The following is a 16,284-nucleotide window of genomic DNA, read 5'->3' on the forward strand; positions in this document are numbered from 1 at the left end:
GAGTCACCCCGGGGCGGATTTCCCGTGCCACGGCGCGGGCATACAGTCTGCGAGCACACACGGCCCGGGGAGTGCGGGGGAAATGTGTCATTTGGAGGCCGACGTATGCTGGAACATCGAGCATCCGGGCCCGACCGCGTGAGGCGCACTCGTGCCGCGAAGTCATCCTGACAATCCCTACCAGGTGCCGTGCGTGCATCTGGCCGAGAGCATGTCAGAATGCTCTCTTGCGCACTTGCCCGGTGTCCCGGTCACTCTCACCACTAGTACGACGAGAGGAAGGTCGTGTCGTCCCGCACGTCCCGGAATGCCCAGCTTCTTGACAGCCCGGAAGTCCAGCGACTCGTCGACCAAGGTCGCGAGCGTGGGCACGTCACCGCCGAGGAGGTGCGTGGCGCGTGTGAGGAAGTCGGTATCGACAAGACCCAATGGGCTCACCTGCTGCGGTACCTCGGTGAGGAAGGTGTGACCGTGTCGGTCGACTCCACAACTCAGACGACCCGCAAGCGGGTGGCCGCGGCCGCCTCTCGCCGGGCCGCCGCTGTCACCCAGAGCGCCGCGACCCCAGCCAAGCCGGCCGCTGCTCCGGCCCACAAGACCCGCAAGGTCAAGGAAGCCCCCACCACGCCTCCGGCCGCCGCCAAGGTGGCCGCTGTCGGCGACGTGGCCCAGCCCACCGAGCTGTCCACCGAGGCGCCCGAGGCCGCCGAGCCCACCGAGGCCGAACTCGCCGCCGGGAGCACCCCCGACGCCGAGGTCTCCGCGGTGACCGCCCGGCCCGCTGCCAAGCGCGCCGGTGCCAAGACCGCGAAGAAGGCCGTCGGGGCCAAGGGCAAGAAGGCCGTGTCCGGCAAGGCCGGCGGCGACGCCGGGACCGAGGGTGAGGCCGACACCGACGCCGAGTTCAACCCTGAGCTGGAGGAGGAGGGGTTCGTCCTCTCCGAGGGCGACGACGCCGACGAGCCCGAGCAGCAGGTGATGGTCGCCGGCGCCACCGCCGACCCGGTGAAGGACTACCTCAAGCAGATCGGCAAGGTCCCCCTGCTGAACGCCGAGCAGGAGGTCGAGCTGGCCAAGCGGATCGAGGCCGGCCTGTTCGCCGAGGAGAAGCTCGGCGGCGAGGCCGGAGCGCCTCCCGCGGACCTGGTGACCGAGTTCGAGTGGATCGCTGAGGACGGCCACAAGGCCAAGAACCACCTGCTGGAGGCCAACCTCCGCCTCGTGGTGTCGCTGGCCAAGCGTTACACCGGCCGCGGCATGCTCTTCCTGGACCTGATCCAGGAAGGCAACCTCGGCCTCATCCGCGCGGTGGAGAAGTTCGACTACACCAAGGGCTACAAGTTCTCGACGTACGCGACCTGGTGGATCCGGCAGGCGATCACCCGCGCGATGGCCGACCAGGCCCGCACGATCCGCATTCCGGTGCACATGGTCGAGGTGATCAACAAGCTCGCCCGGGTCCAGCGGCAGATGCTGCAGGACCTCGGCCGCGAGCCCACCCCGGAGGAGCTGGCCAAGGAACTCGACATGACCCCGGAGAAGGTCATCGAGGTCCAGAAGTACGGCCGGGAGCCGATCTCGCTGCACACCCCGCTCGGCGAGGACGGTGACTCCGAGTTCGGTGACCTGATCGAGGACTCCGAGGCGATCGTTCCGGCCGACGCGGTCTCGTTCACGCTCCTGCAGGAGCAGTTGCACGCCGTGCTGGACACGCTCAGTGAGCGTGAGGCTGGCGTGGTCTCCATGCGGTTCGGGCTCACCGACGGCCAGCCCAAGACCCTCGACGAGATCGGCAAGGTCTACGGCGTGACCCGCGAGCGGATCCGCCAGATCGAGTCCAAGACGATGTCCAAGTTGCGGCATCCGTCCCGTTCGCAGGTTCTGCGCGACTATCTCGACTGACGCTCGACCTACGCTGCGCAGGACCCGGGCCGGGTGGCGGCCCGGGTCCTGCGTTGTGCGTTCCGGCGTCCCAGCCGGTAGACTCTGCGATCTTGGACGCTCTTCCGCCCCGTACCCGCTCAGGAGTACGGGGCGTTCGGCTTACTGGCCACCGTCGTATCCGCGTCAGTCCATTGCCGCGCCCCCGCGGGTGCCGGCTCGACCGAAGGAGGAACGTGGCCGCGCAGAGCAGGACCGAGGTCAAGAACAGCACCAAGGCCGGCCCGAAGAACGGTCCCGAGGCCGGTCCCGAGTCCGGCCCTGAGGCTGCAGCCGGGACCAGCGGTGAAGCCGGGCAGGCGGCTCCCGAAGAGGGCTTCGTTCTCGCCGACGACGACGCCGACGAGCCCGAGCAGCAGGTGATGGTCGCCGGTGCCACCGCCGACCCGGTGAAGGACTACCTCAAGCTGATCGGCCGGGTCTCCCTGCTGAACGCCGCGCAGGAGGTCGACCTGGCCAAGCGGATCGAGGCCGGCCTGTTCGCCGAGGAGAAGCTCGGCGGTGAGGCCGGACCGCCTCCCGAGGACCTCGTCGCGGAGTTCGAGTGGCTGGCCGAGGACGGCCGCCTCGCGAAGAACCACCTGCTGGAGGCCAACCTCCGCCTCGTGGTGTCGCTGGCCAAGCGTTACACCGGCCGCGGCATGGGGTTCCTGGACCTGATCCAGGAGGGCAACCTCGGGTTGATCCGTGCGGTGGAGAAGTTCGACTACTCCAAGGGCTACAAGTTCTCGACGTACGCCACCTGGTGGATCCGGCAGGCGATCACCCGCGCGATGGCCGACCAGGCACGCACGATCCGCATTCCGGTGCACATGGTCGAGGTGATCAACAAGCTCGCCCGGGTCCAGCGGCAGATGCTGCAGGACCTCGGCCGGGCGGCCACTCCGGAGGAGCTGGCCAAGGAGCTGGACATGACCCCGGAGAAGGTCATCGAGGTCCAGAAGTACGGCCGGGAGCCGATCTCGCTGCACACCCCGCTGGGTGACGATGGGGGTTCGGAGTTCGGTGACCTGATCGAGGACTCCGAAGCTGTGGTGCCGGCCGACGCGGTGGCGTTCAGGCTGTTGCAGGAGCAGGTCTACTCCGTCCTCGAAACCCTGTCCGAGCGCGAGGCGGGCGTGGTGTCGCTGCGCTTCGGCCTGGGCGACGGCCAGCCCAAGACGCTGGACGAGATCGGCAAGGTCTACGGCGTGACCCGCGAGCGGATCCGCCAGATCGAGTCCAAGACGATGTCGAAGCTGAGGCATCCGTCGCGCTCGCAGGTGCTGCGCGACTACCTCGACCTCACCTGAGGTGACCCCACGTCCGTGGGGTCACCTCACCTGCCCGTGCCGGCGGATCGTCCGGCGCTGAAGCGTTCCCGTGCCAGCAACGGCCGGATCGCGCGTTCCACCTGCCCACGGGAGAAGTACCCCCGGATGTCGTCGTGGCTCAGCGCGTTGCCGATCGGGCCGAGAACCATCGCCTGGTCCAGCGCGAGGTACCTCCGCGCGACCGTGCCGCTGCGTACCGCCACCGCGTCATAGAACCCGCCCGGCCCGTAGGAGTCGAAGTCGTGCTCCAGCCGGAGGAGGTTGTCCACCGCCGCGTGCTGGGCGTAGGGCAGGGCGAGGAAGGACGCGTGCGGGGTCACCACGCCGTCCCCGAAGGGCTTGGTCGGCTGGGCGGGCCGGCAGCCCTCGTAGCCGAGGTCGACGTCGGTGCCCTCGATGTCGGAGGGGTAGCCGGTGGGGTCCATCCCCATCGCGTCCACCCCCCACGCCGCGTATCCGCCTCGCGGGTCGCTGGCGGGGGAGAAGCCCCAGTAGCCGTACTTCGCGTCGTTCAGCCCGTGTTCGATCTGCCCCTGCACGTACGCCGGGTGGTTGACGCCCCAGCTGCGCGGTCCCCAGCGCTCCTCCGGCACGAACATCGCGGGCATCAGCGCCTCGAACATGTCGCCGCCCCAGGTCGGCACGAACCGCAGCCCGCGGTACTCGTAGGACCCCTCGAACACCGGTACGCCGAGGTAGCTGGTGGAGAAGCCTGCCGGTCGCTGTTCCGGCCAGCTCCAGTCACAGGAGGCCGGGAAGGTGCGGTACGGGGCGTAGTAGTGCTTCGCCGGGATCTGTCCCATCGCGATGCCGACGTAGCTCGCGATCCGGGGTTCGGAGTTGAGGATGTCGTAGTGGTTGCACGTGTACCAGACGTCCGGGCCGCGGCCGCGGTAGTTGCCGGTCACCGAGCAGCCGGGTGGCTCCTCGTCCCAGAAGCCGCCGCGGAGCAGCCCCGCCGGGAAGTCGGCGCCCCTGCCCTGCGGGTCGTAGAAGAAGCCGAAGTCCATCCGGTCCAGCAGGTGCTGGGCCTGGGCGGCACGGGCGGGCATCGCGCCGCGTACCACCATGAGGGCGGCGGCCAGCCAGCCGTTGTCCACCGAGGACAGGAACGGGTGGACGGTGTTGCCGTCCTCGGGCCACTTGCGCAGGACGGCGCCGGTGGCCGGGTCGTACCAGTTGTAGAACATGCCGGACGACTCGTGGAAGGACAACCGGCCGAGAGTGTCCAGCGTCTGCCGCACCCGGTCGTCGGCCTCCTTGGCGCCGACCACGCCCAGGTCCCGGGCGGCGACGGTGCTCCAGAGATAGCCGCCGATGTTCGTCGGAGAGGTGTAGCCGCTGCGGGAGCCGGGCGCCAGGTCGCCGCCGATGTAGTCCGCCGGCAACCCGGTGGCCGGGACGACCATCGCGTCGAAGGACCGCCAGGTGTCCCGGGCGTAGCGCAGGAGGGTCTGCCGCTCGGCCGGGAGAGTGGCGCTGCTCATGGACTGCTCCCCGGCCTGGGCGTCGGCGTGCTCGGACGGCTGCACGGCGGTCAGAGCGGTGGTACGGACGGTGGCCGGCCGTTCGGCGGCCAGCGCGGGAGTGGCGCCCACGATCGACAGGGCCAGGAGGAGCGGGACGGCGGTGTGCTTCCAGCGGGCCATGGCGGCGTCCTCCCCGAGCCGCGCGGGCGGCCCGACCGCCGGAACGCTCCGCGCTGATCGACGCCGAGTATGGCCGGGAAAGCGTGGCCGGAGAAGATCCACGCGGGTCCGGGTGCGACCGGTCCCGGACGGGCGGTGGTCCGGCAAACGCCTCCGGACGTGAAACGGCCGGTCACCCTGGAGGGTGACCGGCTCGTTCACATCTGTGGGAGGTGTGCGGCCTAGTCGCCGCACACGGCACTGTTCCTAGTTGGGGTTGTCCGCCGCGAGCCGGTTGGTCTCGTCGTGGATGTCGGACGCGACCTCCCGGAGCTTCTCCGAGTGCTCTCGTCCGTGGTGTCCGCAGAACAGCAGCTCACCGCCGGACGCGAGGGACACCCTGACGTAGGCCTGGGCGCCACAGCGGTCGCAGCGGTCCGCGGCCGAGAGCGGTGTAACAACTGCAGCAGTCACGTGATCTTCACTCCGATCCGTCGGGGACTCCACTCCAGCAACATCAAACCAGGTGCACGGTGTTCCCGCTCCCGGGGTTTTGCCCCGCAGAGTCCGACGACCTCGCCGGCCAGGACATGTGCCATGTGGCCAACGTACTGCGCGATCGGCGCACGCGCCCGGCCCGGTCCCGCGAGGTACGGGACCTTTGGCAGCGTCATCGGGCCGTTTCGCCCCTCGGTGCTGTGGTCAACGTCACAGCGGCCGAGGCGACGAGTCCGGCGGCACGGAACGGACTTTCCTCCGAGAGGAGGAGGATTCGGACACGTGAAGATCACGACCGGCGGTCGGCGGCGTGGGAGTGGGCCACTGTCGGAGGCCCTGGGTAGCCTGACATTCGCATCGGCGGCCATTTCCAGCACTGCGGCCGGATGCCACTGAAAGCACCTGCATCGACACGGAGAGGAGTCGTCGGTTGACTCGGCCCGCGGACCTGGACCACTCCGGCTACACCGCCCAGCACCTCACGGTTCTCGAGGGCCTCGAGGCGGTGCGCAAGCGGCCGGGGATGTACATCGGGTCCACCGACACCCGGGGACTGATGCACTGTCTCTGGGAGCCGATCGACAACGCCGTCGACGAGGCGCTCGCCGGCGCCTGCAGCCGCATCGACGTCATCCTGCACGCCGACGGGTCGGCGGAGGTACGCGACGACGGCCGGGGGATCCCGGTCGACATCGAGCCCCGGACCAAGCTGTCCGGCGTCGAGGTCGTGTTCACTCGGCTGCACGCCGGCGGCAAGTTCGGCGGTATCTCCTACACCGCCTCCGGCGGACTGCACGGCGTCGGCGCGTCGGTGATCAACGCGCTGTCCGCCCGGCTCGACGTCGAGGTCGACCGCTCGCCCGCGAAGTGGGGTATGAGCTTCCGTCGCGGCGTGCCGGGCACGTTCTCCGACGACGGGCCGCGGGCGTCCTTCTCCAAGGGGTCCGGACTCGCCAAGATCGGCCGGGTCAAGCGGGGTACGACGGGGACGCGGGTGCGCTTCTGGCCCGACCGGCAGATCTTCACCAAGGACGCCACGTTCGTCTTCGACGAGCTCGTCACCCGGGCCCGGCAGACCTCCTTCCTGGTGCCCGGCCTGGAGGTGGTGGTCCGGGACGAGCGCGAGGCCGAGGTCCGCGAGGAGAGCTTCCGGCACGACGGCGGCATCGCGGAGTACTGCGAGTTCCTGGCCACCGACGAGGGCGTGACCGACGTGCTCCGGCTGCAGGGCGGGGGTCACTTCACCGAGACCGTCCCTGTGCTCGACGACCAGGGCCATCTCGCCCCGAGCGACGTCGAGCGGGACCTCGCCGTGGACGTCGCGGTGCGATGGGGCACCGGATACGAGACGGAGATCCGTTCGTTCGTCAACGTCATCTCCACGCCCAAGGGCGGCACTCACGTGCAGGGCTTCGAGCGCGCGCTCGGCGGCACGTTCAACGATGCCCTCAAGGCCACCCGCGTCCTGCGGGCCAGCGAGCCCGACGTCACCAAGGACGACATCCTGGAGGGGCTCACCGCGGTGGTGACCGTCCGGTTGGCCGAGCCGCAGTTCGAGGGCCAGACCAAGGAGGTGCTCGGCACCCCGGCGGCGGCGAAGATCGTGTCCCAGGTCGTCCGCAACGAGCTCAAGGCGTTCCTCACCTCCTCCAAGCGGGGCGAGAAGCAACAGGCGCGCGCGGTCCTGGAGAAGGTCGCCTCCGCCGCCCGGGCCCGGCTCGCGGCCCGCCAGCACCGCGACGCCCAGCGGCGCAAGAGCGCCCTGGAGTCGTCGGCGCTGCCGGCCAAGCTCGCCGACTGCCGTTCGACCTCTGCGGACAACACAGAGTTGTTCATCGTCGAGGGCGACTCCGCGCTCGGCACCGCGAAGCTCGCCCGCAACGCGGAGTTCCAGGCACTGCTGCCGATCCGCGGCAAGATCCTCAACGTCCAGAAGGCGTCCGTCTCGGACATGCTGAAGAACGCCGAGTGCGCGGCCATCATCCAGGTGGTCGGTGCGGGATCGGGGCGTACGTTCGACCTGGACGCCGCCCGCTACGGCAAGATCATCTTCATGGCCGACGCCGACTCTGACGGCGCGCACATCCGGTGCCTGCTGGCCACGTTGTTCTGGCGCTACATGCGGCCGCTGGTCGAGGCCGGCCGGGTCTACACCGCCGTCCCGCCACTGCACCGGTTCGAGCTCACCAACCCCAAGAAGGGGCAGAGCAAGTTCCTCTACACCTACTCCGACCAGGAGTACCAACGCACCTGCGTCCAGCTGGAGAAGAAGGGCGTCCGCTGGAAGAACCCGCCCCAGCGTTACAAGGGGCTGGGGGAGATGGACGCCGACCAGCTCGCCGAGACCACGATGGACCCCCGGCACCGCACGCTGCGCCGGATCACCATGGCGGGAGCGGAGGAGGCAGACCGGGTGTTCGACCTGCTGATGGGCAACGACGTGGCACCCCGGCGGGAGTTCCTGGTGGCGAACGCCTACGAGCTGGACGACGCCCGCATCGACGCCTGATCCGTGCCGGTGCGGCGGCTGAGCCGGGTGCCGCACCGCCGCGCCGGCGCCTGACCCGGCGGCGAAAGCCTTTACGGGCCCTTTACGCGGCGCGACCGATCGGGCACGGTGGTCATCCCACGAGAAGGGGGACCACCGTGCCGGACTCCGCAAGCTCCGCCAGCGTCACCTCCGACACCGACGCCGAGCCCGAACTCCGCAGGGCGATCGGCCCCAAGCTTCTGTTGTTCTTCGTCGTCGGCGACATCCTCGGCACCGGCATCTACGCCCTGACCGGCAAGGTCGCGGGTGAGGTCGGGGGAGCCGCGTGGATGTCGTTCGGCCTGTCGTTCGTGGTGGCGATGTTCACTGCGACGTCCTACGTCGAGCTCGTCGGCAAGTACCCCCGAGCGGCCGGAGCGGCGTTGTACGCCCAGCGCGCCTTCGGGATTCACTTCCTGACGTTCATGGTCGCGTTCGCGGTGATGTGTTCGGGCCTGACCTCGGCCGGTGCCGCGGCCCGAACGTTCGGCGGTGACTACCTCACCGAGTTCGTCGACGTGCCGACGCTGTTGGTGGTGGTGGCGTTCCTGGTCGTCCTCGCGCTGATCAACTTCCGGGGAGTGTCGGAGTCGGTACGCCTCAACGTCGTGCTGACCTGCGTCGAGGTGTCCGGCCTGTTGTTCATCATCGTGATCGGAGCGATCGCGATTCTTCGGGGAGTCGGCGAACCGGGCAGGTCGTTCGAGTTCAACTCCGACGGCAACCCGTTCGGCCTGGTGGTGAGCGGCGCGGCGCTGGCGTTCTTCGCCCTGGTGGGTTTCGAGGACTCGGTCAACATGGCGGAGGAGACCCACAACCCGCAACGGGTCTTCCCGCGGGCGCTGTTCATCGGCATCTCCATCACCGGTGTCATCTACATGCTGGTGGCGTTCATCGCGACCAGCCTGGTCCCGCTGGACACCCTGAGCGGGTCCGACGGCCCGCTGCTGGAGGTGGTCCGGGTCGGCGCCGACTGGCTGCCGCTCGCGGTCTTCTCACTGATCGCGTTGTTCGCGGTGACGAACTCCGCGCTCATCAACATGCTGATGGCGTCCCGCCTGGTCTACGGCATGTCCCGGGAGCGGATCGTTCCCCGGGCGCTCGGCGTCGTCCACCGCACCCGGCGCACGCCGTGGGCGGCCATCGTGTTCACCTCGGTGCTTGCCATCGGCCTGGCCACGTGGGGCGGGGTCAGCCAGCTCGGGGGTACCACCGCGCTGCTCCTGCTGTGTGTCTTCACGCTGGTCAACGCCGCGGTGCTGGTCCTGCGAAGGGACCAGGTGGAGCACCGGCACTACCGTGCGCCGACGGTGTTCCCGGTGCTCGGGATCGTCTGCTGCGCCTACCTGGCCACACCGTGGAGCGGGCGCGACCCGCAGGAGTACGCCATCGCGGGTGTGCTGCTCGCGATCGGTCTGGTGCTGTGGCTGGCCACCTGGGTGGGGCGGCGGTGGAGCGGCGCCACGGCCCGGTCCTGACGGACGGGCCGGGCACGCGAGCCGATCTCGTTCGGCGGGCCGGGCGTGAGGAGTGGGTCCGGCCCGGGCGAGTGGCCGGGCCGGATCCGCGTCAGGTGAGCGGGCCGCCGATGGCGGCGATCGGCTTGGTGGACGGCTCGCCGGAGCCATCCCGCCGCCCGGTCGCGGGCGGCAGCGGCACCGCCGCACCGGCGGCGGTGGCGGCCCGCGCGGGTGCCGGCCCGGCCCAGGCGAGCTGGATGACCTCCTCGCCCTTGAGGAACCGGTGACAGCGCACCCCTCCGGTCGCGCGTCCCTTGGGGGGGTACTCGGTGTAGGGGGCGACCTTGAGTGAGCCGCCGTCCATCCCGGGCAGCGCGGAGGTCGAGCCGGCCACGGTGACGACGACGGCTTCCTGGTCGGCGGGCACGGCGCCGAAGAAGACCACCCGGGCCTTCGCGCCGAGCCGGATCCCGCTCACCCCGCCGGCGGTCCGGCCCTGCGGGCGTACGGCGTCGGCGGCGAACCGCAGCAGCTGGGCGTCACTGGTGACGAAGACCAGGTCCTCCGCACCGGTACGCAGCTCGGTCGCACCGACCACCTCGTCGCCCGCCTTGAGGGTGATGACCTCCCAGGCGTCACGGTTGGCCAGGTGATCGGGTGCGAGCCGCTTGACCACGCCGGCGGCGGTGCCCAGCGCGAGGCCGGGGGAGTCGGGGTCGAGGGTGGTGAGGCACACGCCGCGTTCGCCCTTGTCCAGCGAGACGAACTCGCTCAGCGGCGCGCCACCCTGGAGGTTGGGGACATGGGCGGTCGGCGGCAGCGCCGGCATGTCGAGCACGTTCAGCCGTACCAGCCGTCCGCCACTGGTGACCAGGCCGACCTGGCCGCGGGCGGTGCCGCGTACGGCGGACACCACAACGTCGTGCTTGGCACGCGCGCCCTCGGTCGGCAGCGGTTCGTCACCGGTGGTGCGGGCCATCAGCCCGGTGGAGGACAACAGCACCCAGCACGGGTCGTCGGCTACCTCCAGCGGGACGGTGCTGGTGACGGCGTGCCCGGACGACTCCAGCAGCACGGTGCGGCGTTCGGAGCCGTAGGCGTTGGCCATCTCGGTCAGCTCGCCCGACACCAGCCGCTTGAGGAGGCGTTCGTCCTCCAGGATCGCGGTGAGCTCCTCGATCTCCTTCTCCAGCGTGGACTTCTCCTTCTCCAGCTCGATGCGGGAGAACTTCGTCAGCCGGCGCAGCTGCATGTCGAGGATGTACTGCGTCTGGATCTCGGTGAGGTCGAAGACGGTCATCAGCCGGTCCTTCGCCTGCCCGGCGTCGTCGCTGCCGCGGACGATCTGGATGACCTCGTCGATGTCGATGATGGCCAGCAGCAGGCCCTCGACCAGGTGCAGCCGGTCGGAGGCCTTGTTCAACCGGAACGTCGTACGCCGCCGGGTGACGTCGTAGCGGTGGCCGAGGTAGACCTCCAGCAGCTGCTTGAGTCCGAGCGTGCGCGGCTGGCCGTCGACCAGGGCGACGTTGTTGATGTTGAACGACTCCTCCATCGGCGTGAGCTTGTAGAGCTGCTCGAGGATCGCCTCGGGGTGGAAGCCGTTCTTGATCTCGATGACGAGCCGCAGTCCGTGCGCCCGGTCGGTGAGGTCCTTCAGGTCGGAGATGCCCTGCAGCTTCTTGGACTGGACGAGCGTCTTGATGCGCTCCATCACCCGCTCGGGGCCGACGTTGTAGGGGAGCTCGGTGACGATCAGGCCCTTGCGCCGCGGCGTCACGTTGTCGATCCGGACGGTGGCCCGCATCTTGAACGCGCCCCGGCCGGTCTCGTAGGCGTCCCGGATGCCGGCCAGGCCCACGATCTTGCCGCCGGTGGGAAGGTCGGGGCCGGGGACGTAGCGCATCAGGTCGTCGAGGCTCGAGCTCGGCTTCTTGATCAGCTGCCGGAGCGCCTGGATCACCTCGACCAGGTTGTGCGGCGCCATGTTGGTGGCCATGCCGACCGCGATCCCGGAGGCGCCGTTGACCAGCAGGTTGGGGATGGCCGCGGGCAGGACCTGCGGCTCGCTCTCCTGGCCGTCGTAGTTGGGCTTCCAGTCGACCACGTCCTCGTCCAGGGATCCGGTCATCGCCAGGGCCGGCGCCGCCATCCGGCACTCGGTGTAGCGCATCGCGGCGGGACTGTCGTCGTGGGAGCCGAAGTTTCCGTGGCCGTCGATCAGCGGCACCCGCATCGCGAACGACTGGGCCATCCGGACCAGCGCGTCGTAGATCGCCGAGTCGCCGTGCGGGTGCAACTTACCCATCACCTCACCGACCACCCGCGCGCTCTTGACGTGCGGGCGGTCGGGGCGCAGCCCCATGTCGGACATCGTGTAGAGGATCCGCCGCTGCACCGGCTTGAGGCCGTCGCGGGCGTCGGGCAGCGCTCGGGTGTAGATCACCGAATAGGCGTATTCGAGGAAGCTGGTCCGCATCTCGTCGCCGACGTCGATGTCGCTGATCTGCTCCTCGAAGTCGTCCGGGGGCGGCAGCGTGGCTTTGCGACGGGCCATACGGAAGTGCACTCCTCAGGTTTGGTGAGGCCGAACCAGGTGGCTGGGGTCCTCGAAGAATCGTGCCACCCACCACCGACAGTGCCACACAGCGACTCGCGGGCGGCGGCCGCTCGTCGTCGGCCCACCCCCGTCAGCCCACCCCGTCGTCGGCCCTCCTCGTTGCGCCTGCCGTCAGCCCCGGTCGCCGGCGTCTGCCGTCAGGGCGCCGGCCGGGGGAACGGTGCGGCCGCCGCGACGAGCTCGGTGACCAGCACGATCGAGGCCGCCTCCACCGCCAGCAGGCACACCAGTACGACCAGCTGGAACGCCGCGGCCCGCAGCGGCGGGGCGCCGCCGAGGACCATCCCCACGAACGTGCCGGGCAGGGTCACCAGGCCGACCGTCCGGGTCTGGTCGAGCGCGGGCAGCAGCGCGTCCGCCCCGGCCCGCCCGGCGATCTCGCGGTACGCCTGCCGCGGGGTCAGCCCGACGGTCATCGCCGCCTCGACCTCGCCCCAGCGGCCGCGGAGCTCTGCCAGCACCCGCCGCCCGGCGAGGGTGGTGGCAGACATCGCCCCACCGACCAGGATGCCGCCGAGGGGGAGGAGGGTGGCCGGGTTCGTCGGGACGCTGCGGGTCAGCAGGAGGAGGACGAGGACCGGTACCGCGGGTACGACGATCGCCGCGCCGGCCCGTGCCCAGGCGTCCGGCAGGCCGCGCAGCCGGCGGGCGCTGGTGAGGGTCGCCACCCCGGCCATCAGCACGAGGAAGGCGAGCGTCCCGGCGTACGACGAAAGCGCGAAGCCGACCACGAGGCCGACCGCACCGAGCTGGACGATCGCGCGGCCGACGGCGAGCGGGAGGGCGCGCTGGTGGCCCAGGCCGCCGAGCCTGGACAGCAGCGCGGCGAGGCCGGCCAGGACCGGGAGGAGTACGAGGGTCGCGGGGCCCAACCCGACGGAGTGCATGGGACAGGATGGACCCGTGACTGCGGACACCCGGCCACCAGGTCCCTCATCAGGTCCCCCACCAGGTCCCTCCGGACGCCGCGCGGAACCTCCCCGGGAAGGCCCGGGAGACACCGGCCTCCCTGCCGGTCGCTCGCTCGGCGACCTGTTCGCCCGGGTCGAGCGCGCCGAGTGGCCACCGCCCGACGGCACCTTCCGGGTGCTGCCGCAGCCACCGGGACGCACCGCGGCGGTGGTCGCCTTCACCGCGCACACGGTGGTCGCCGCGGACGTATCGCCCGAGTGGGTGCGCGGTGTACTCGACGGCTCCGAGGGCTCCGAGGGCTCCGAGGGCTCCGAGGGCTCCGAGGGCTCCGACGGCTCCGACGGCTCCGGTGCCACCGACCTGGGGGCGCCGATGAAGCCGGCGTTCCTGTCCGCCCTGGCCGCGTACACCGGCCGCCGGATCGGCGCGCTCGACCAGATGATGCTGGCCGGCCCACTGCCCGGTCGGCCGTCGCCGGAGCTGACGGGGCTACCGGAGCTGACCGAGATCACCGACTCGGGCCATCCCCGCGTACGCCGGGCGCACCGCTACCGCGACGACGTACGCGTGTACGCCGCGGACGGCGGCCTCGTCCTGGTCGGCCGCGGGCTGGCCGGCCGGTGGGAGATGGCGTTCGAGGTCGAGCCCGACCGGCAGGGCCGCGGACTCGGCCGGTCGCTGGCCCTCGCGGCCCGCCACCTGCTGCCGCCCGGCGCCGGCGCGGTGTGGGCGCAGGTGTCACCGGGCAACGCCGCGTCGGTCCGGACGCTGCTGGCGGCCGGCTACCGTCCGGTCGGCGCAGAGGTGCTGCTCGTCGCACGGTGATTCCCGGGCCCGAGCCAGGGACCGAACCGGGGACCGAGCCGGGGGCATGCGCCCGGGGTATGAGCCGGAGGACGGATACCAGATGTGGACCGGGCCACGCCCCGCGGCCGGACACAAATCCTGCGCCCGCCCGGGCTCGGAGTTTCCGGCCGGGTGGCGGAAGCCCACCGGTAGTGTGGGCGCCGGAACCGTCAGGGAGGCAGTGCATGTCCGGCTCGAGTAGGCGCGCCTTCTTGCTGCGTTCGCTGGCCCTCGGGGTGTCCGCTCCCACGGTGGCGTCCGTCCTGGCCGGCTGCACCGGTGACGACGGCCGGCCGTTCGGTAACCCCGCGACCCGCCAGCGAGCCGACGACGCCGCGCGCTACCGCGGCCAGATCACCGTTGCCTCGTTGGAGAATCCGCCGAAGGCGGCGCAGGAGGCGCTGACCCGGGCCTACCGCGAGCACCAGCCGGACGTGCGGATCTCCTGGCAGACCAAGGACTACGCCGACTCCGGTGCGTACGAGCGCTGGCTGGGCACCCAGCTGTCGGCCAACCGGGTCGGGCCGGACATCGTCACCAGCGGCTACGCGCCGGACTTCCGCGGCTTCGTCGACTTCAACGAGTACCGCGCGCAGGTCAACCCCTACACCGGTGATGCCTGGGAGAAGGACTACGCGTTCGAAAAGTACCGCGAGCTCACCGCCGAGGGCACCCGGCCGCAGCTCGGCACCGACCAGCTGCACCTGTTGTGGTACTACAACAAGGAGATCTTCGCCGCGGCCAACGTCAGTCCGCCGAGGAACTGGCGCGAGGTCGTCGAGGTCAGTGCGAAGCTCAAGCGGGCCGGGCACATTCCGCTGTCGACGAACTTCGACTACATCCTTCCCGGCTGGATCTGCTCGGTCTACTTCGACCAGTACCACCCCTCCTGGTCCACCGCCGCGCGCTCACAGCCGGGCGACTGGAACTGGAACCCCGAGCTCGACGGCGACTTCGACTACGACGCCAACGACCCGGCGCTGCACGCGAAGTACACCTACAGCGCCCAGCGGTTCTACCAGGCGCTGAAGGCCAAGACGCTGCGGTACGACACACCGGCGATGGTCGAGCTGGTCACCAACCTGATCAGGGTCTTCCCGCAGTACTCGAACGGCGACTTCTTCGCCTACACCGACCAGTACCTCCCGTTCGTCCAGGGCAAGGCCGCGATGCTCGTGGACGGCTCGTGGTCGCTGACCCTGCTGCACAAGGACCTTCAGTCGCTGACCGAGACCCGGGCCAAGAAGCTCGGGATCAAGGCCGGCAAGCTGGAGCCGTTCGACTGGGACGTCTTCGAGTTCCCGCCGATGGAGGGCCCGCTGGTCGAGTCGCGGCCCCGCCCGCCCGAGGGCACCACGGGCTATCACCTCGGAGTGGTGGAGAAGGAACCCGAGCACACCGAGATGGTGATGGACTTCCTGATGTTCTGGTTGTCCAAACCGGGCTACACCGCGTTTCTGCAGGGCACCTCGGACGCGCACGAACTCGCGCCGGCCGGCCCGCCGATGGTGAACGGCATCGAGTACCCCCGGGAGATCGCGGACCTGCTCGGAAAGGTCCAGCAGAAGGGCATCGCCGGCCCGGCGTACGGCAGCTTCTGGGTCAACGGCCCCGGCGGCGGGCGTACCACCCAGCTTCTGCAGGCGTTGTTCACCAACGTCCTGCAGCGCCGTACGCCACCGCAGGAGTACGCCACCCAGGTGCAGAAGACGATCGAGACCCACTTCGCCGACATCCTGGCGAACACCGGCCTCACCGAGGACGACGTGGCCAACCCGGCGCGGCGGCCGCGTTCGGTCTGACGGAAGCTCGTCCGGGCCTCGGGCGCTCGCCGGAGGTGGTGCCTGTCGGCCGGCCGACCGTGCCGAAGGTCAGCGCTGGTCGGGCGCGAGGTCGACGAACTGGTCGCGCGGCTCACCCGCTGCCGCGCTCATCGCGGAGGGGGCGGGTCCCGGCCGGCGCGGCTCGCGTACCCCGGCCGGCGGTGGCCCCGCGTCAGGCGGTCCGCCCGGCCCTGACGGCCCCGGAGGCAAGGACTCCCGGCGCCTGCGCAGCCGGGAGAGCAGGCCCCCTCGCCGGCGCGGCGGATGCCCCACGCGGCGGGATCGTGGTCGAGGCCGTCCGGGCATCGTTCCCCCTACTTGTGCTTGCGTCTGAGCAGACCGGCGCGGCCGGCGAACCGCTTGTGGACCGCCTGGCGACTGACGCCCAGCGCGGCGGCGATGACCTCCCAGGAGCAGCCCTGGACCCGGGCCCGGCGGACCTGGATCTCGGTCTCGGCGTCGAGTTGGCGCTCGAGCGCGGCGATCTGGCCCAGCGCTTCCAGTGGGTCCTTCGCCCGCAGCGTGTCCACGAGTGTGTCCGGCACGGTGTCAATCTAGGTTGACGTCCGATGGTTGTCAACCAAAGTTGGCAACCATCGGTGCGAGGTCGTTGTCCCCAGCGGGACGTTCATGAGCCGACCCGGCCGGACCCCGGTTCGGACGGGACCCCGATCGACCCCGACCGACCCCGACCGAACCGGGGCGAAATGGAC

At 70.4% G+C, this 16,284-nt stretch carries 10 protein-coding genes and 1 pseudogene; 6 read left to right on the forward strand and 5 right to left on the reverse strand.

Annotated features, from left to right (window positions below):
* Nucleotides 1-285: 285 nt before the first annotated feature.
* Together FHR37_RS09625 and FHR37_RS09630 are read left to right on the forward strand one after the other, a co-directional pair.
* Nucleotides 286-1,902 (forward strand): RNA polymerase sigma factor, encoded by a 1,617-nt coding sequence (locus tag FHR37_RS09625; RefSeq protein WP_092883684.1) that lies wholly within the window; start codon nucleotides 286-288, stop codon nucleotides 1,900-1,902.
* 350 nt (nucleotides 1,903-2,252) lie between these two features.
* A pseudogene (locus tag FHR37_RS09630) lies at nucleotides 2,253-3,233 on the forward strand (RNA polymerase sigma factor); the annotation flags it as partial.
* Between the two features lie 26 nt (nucleotides 3,234-3,259).
* On the opposite strand, the gene FHR37_RS09635 reads toward FHR37_RS09630, so the two are convergent.
* Together FHR37_RS09635 and FHR37_RS09640 are read right to left on the reverse strand one after the other, a co-directional pair.
* Nucleotides 3,260-4,903, reverse strand: a complete 1,644-nt coding sequence (locus tag FHR37_RS09635) for a DUF3131 domain-containing protein (protein WP_092883686.1) — start codon at nucleotides 4,901-4,903, stop codon at nucleotides 3,260-3,262.
* A gap of 246 nt (nucleotides 4,904-5,149) precedes the next feature.
* Nucleotides 5,150-5,356 carry a DUF7455 domain-containing protein gene (locus FHR37_RS09640; protein ID WP_092883687.1) on the reverse strand — a complete coding sequence of 69 codons (207 nt, stop codon included), beginning with the start codon at nucleotides 5,354-5,356 and terminating at the stop codon, nucleotides 5,150-5,152.
* A 454-nt stretch (nucleotides 5,357-5,810) separates the two neighbouring features.
* Here FHR37_RS09640 and FHR37_RS09645 point away from each other — a divergent pair, with 454 nt between their 5' ends.
* Complete coding sequence (locus FHR37_RS09645) at nucleotides 5,811-7,889, forward strand: DNA gyrase/topoisomerase IV subunit B (protein ID WP_237768813.1); 2,079 nt, start codon at nucleotides 5,811-5,813, stop codon at nucleotides 7,887-7,889.
* 137 nt (nucleotides 7,890-8,026) lie between these two features.
* Nucleotides 8,027-9,388 carry an APC family permease gene (locus FHR37_RS09650; RefSeq protein WP_092883689.1) on the forward strand — a complete coding sequence of 454 codons (1,362 nt, stop codon included), beginning with the start codon at nucleotides 8,027-8,029 and terminating at the stop codon, nucleotides 9,386-9,388.
* 91 nt (nucleotides 9,389-9,479) lie between these two features.
* On the opposite strand, the gene FHR37_RS09655 is transcribed toward FHR37_RS09650, so the two are convergent.
* Together FHR37_RS09655 and FHR37_RS09660 are read right to left on the reverse strand one after the other, a co-directional pair.
* On the reverse strand, nucleotides 9,480-11,927 hold the full coding sequence (locus tag FHR37_RS09655) for a DNA gyrase/topoisomerase IV subunit A (protein WP_092883690.1): 2,448 nt from the start codon (nucleotides 11,925-11,927) through the stop codon (nucleotides 9,480-9,482).
* Nucleotides 11,928-12,127: 200 nt separating this feature from the next.
* The gene (locus FHR37_RS09660; RefSeq protein ID WP_237768814.1) at nucleotides 12,128-12,862 is read right to left on the reverse strand and encodes an ABC transporter permease; all 735 of its coding nucleotides are present in this window, start codon (nucleotides 12,860-12,862) and stop codon (nucleotides 12,128-12,130) included.
* 31 nt (nucleotides 12,863-12,893) lie between these two features.
* Between FHR37_RS09660 and FHR37_RS09665 the strand changes: the two genes are divergently transcribed.
* Nucleotides 12,894-13,727: a GNAT family N-acetyltransferase gene (locus tag FHR37_RS09665; protein WP_237768815.1), complete on the forward strand. Its 834-nt coding sequence runs from the start codon at nucleotides 12,894-12,896 to the stop codon at nucleotides 13,725-13,727.
* Between the two features lie 206 nt (nucleotides 13,728-13,933).
* Nucleotides 13,934-15,550, forward strand: coding sequence for an ABC transporter substrate-binding protein (locus FHR37_RS09670; RefSeq protein ID WP_175542532.1), 1,617 nt, complete (start codon nucleotides 13,934-13,936; stop codon nucleotides 15,548-15,550).
* Nucleotides 15,551-15,885: 335 nt separating this feature from the next.
* Here the strand turns inward: FHR37_RS09670 and FHR37_RS09675 are convergent, their stop codons facing one another.
* Nucleotides 15,886-16,116, reverse strand: a complete 231-nt coding sequence (locus FHR37_RS09675) for a hypothetical protein (RefSeq protein WP_237768816.1) — start codon at nucleotides 16,114-16,116, stop codon at nucleotides 15,886-15,888.
* Between the last annotated feature and the right edge of the window lie 168 nt (nucleotides 16,117-16,284).

This window comes from Actinopolymorpha cephalotaxi (assembly GCF_013408535.1).
Lineage (GTDB): Bacteria > Actinomycetota > Actinomycetes > Propionibacteriales > Actinopolymorphaceae > Actinopolymorpha > Actinopolymorpha cephalotaxi.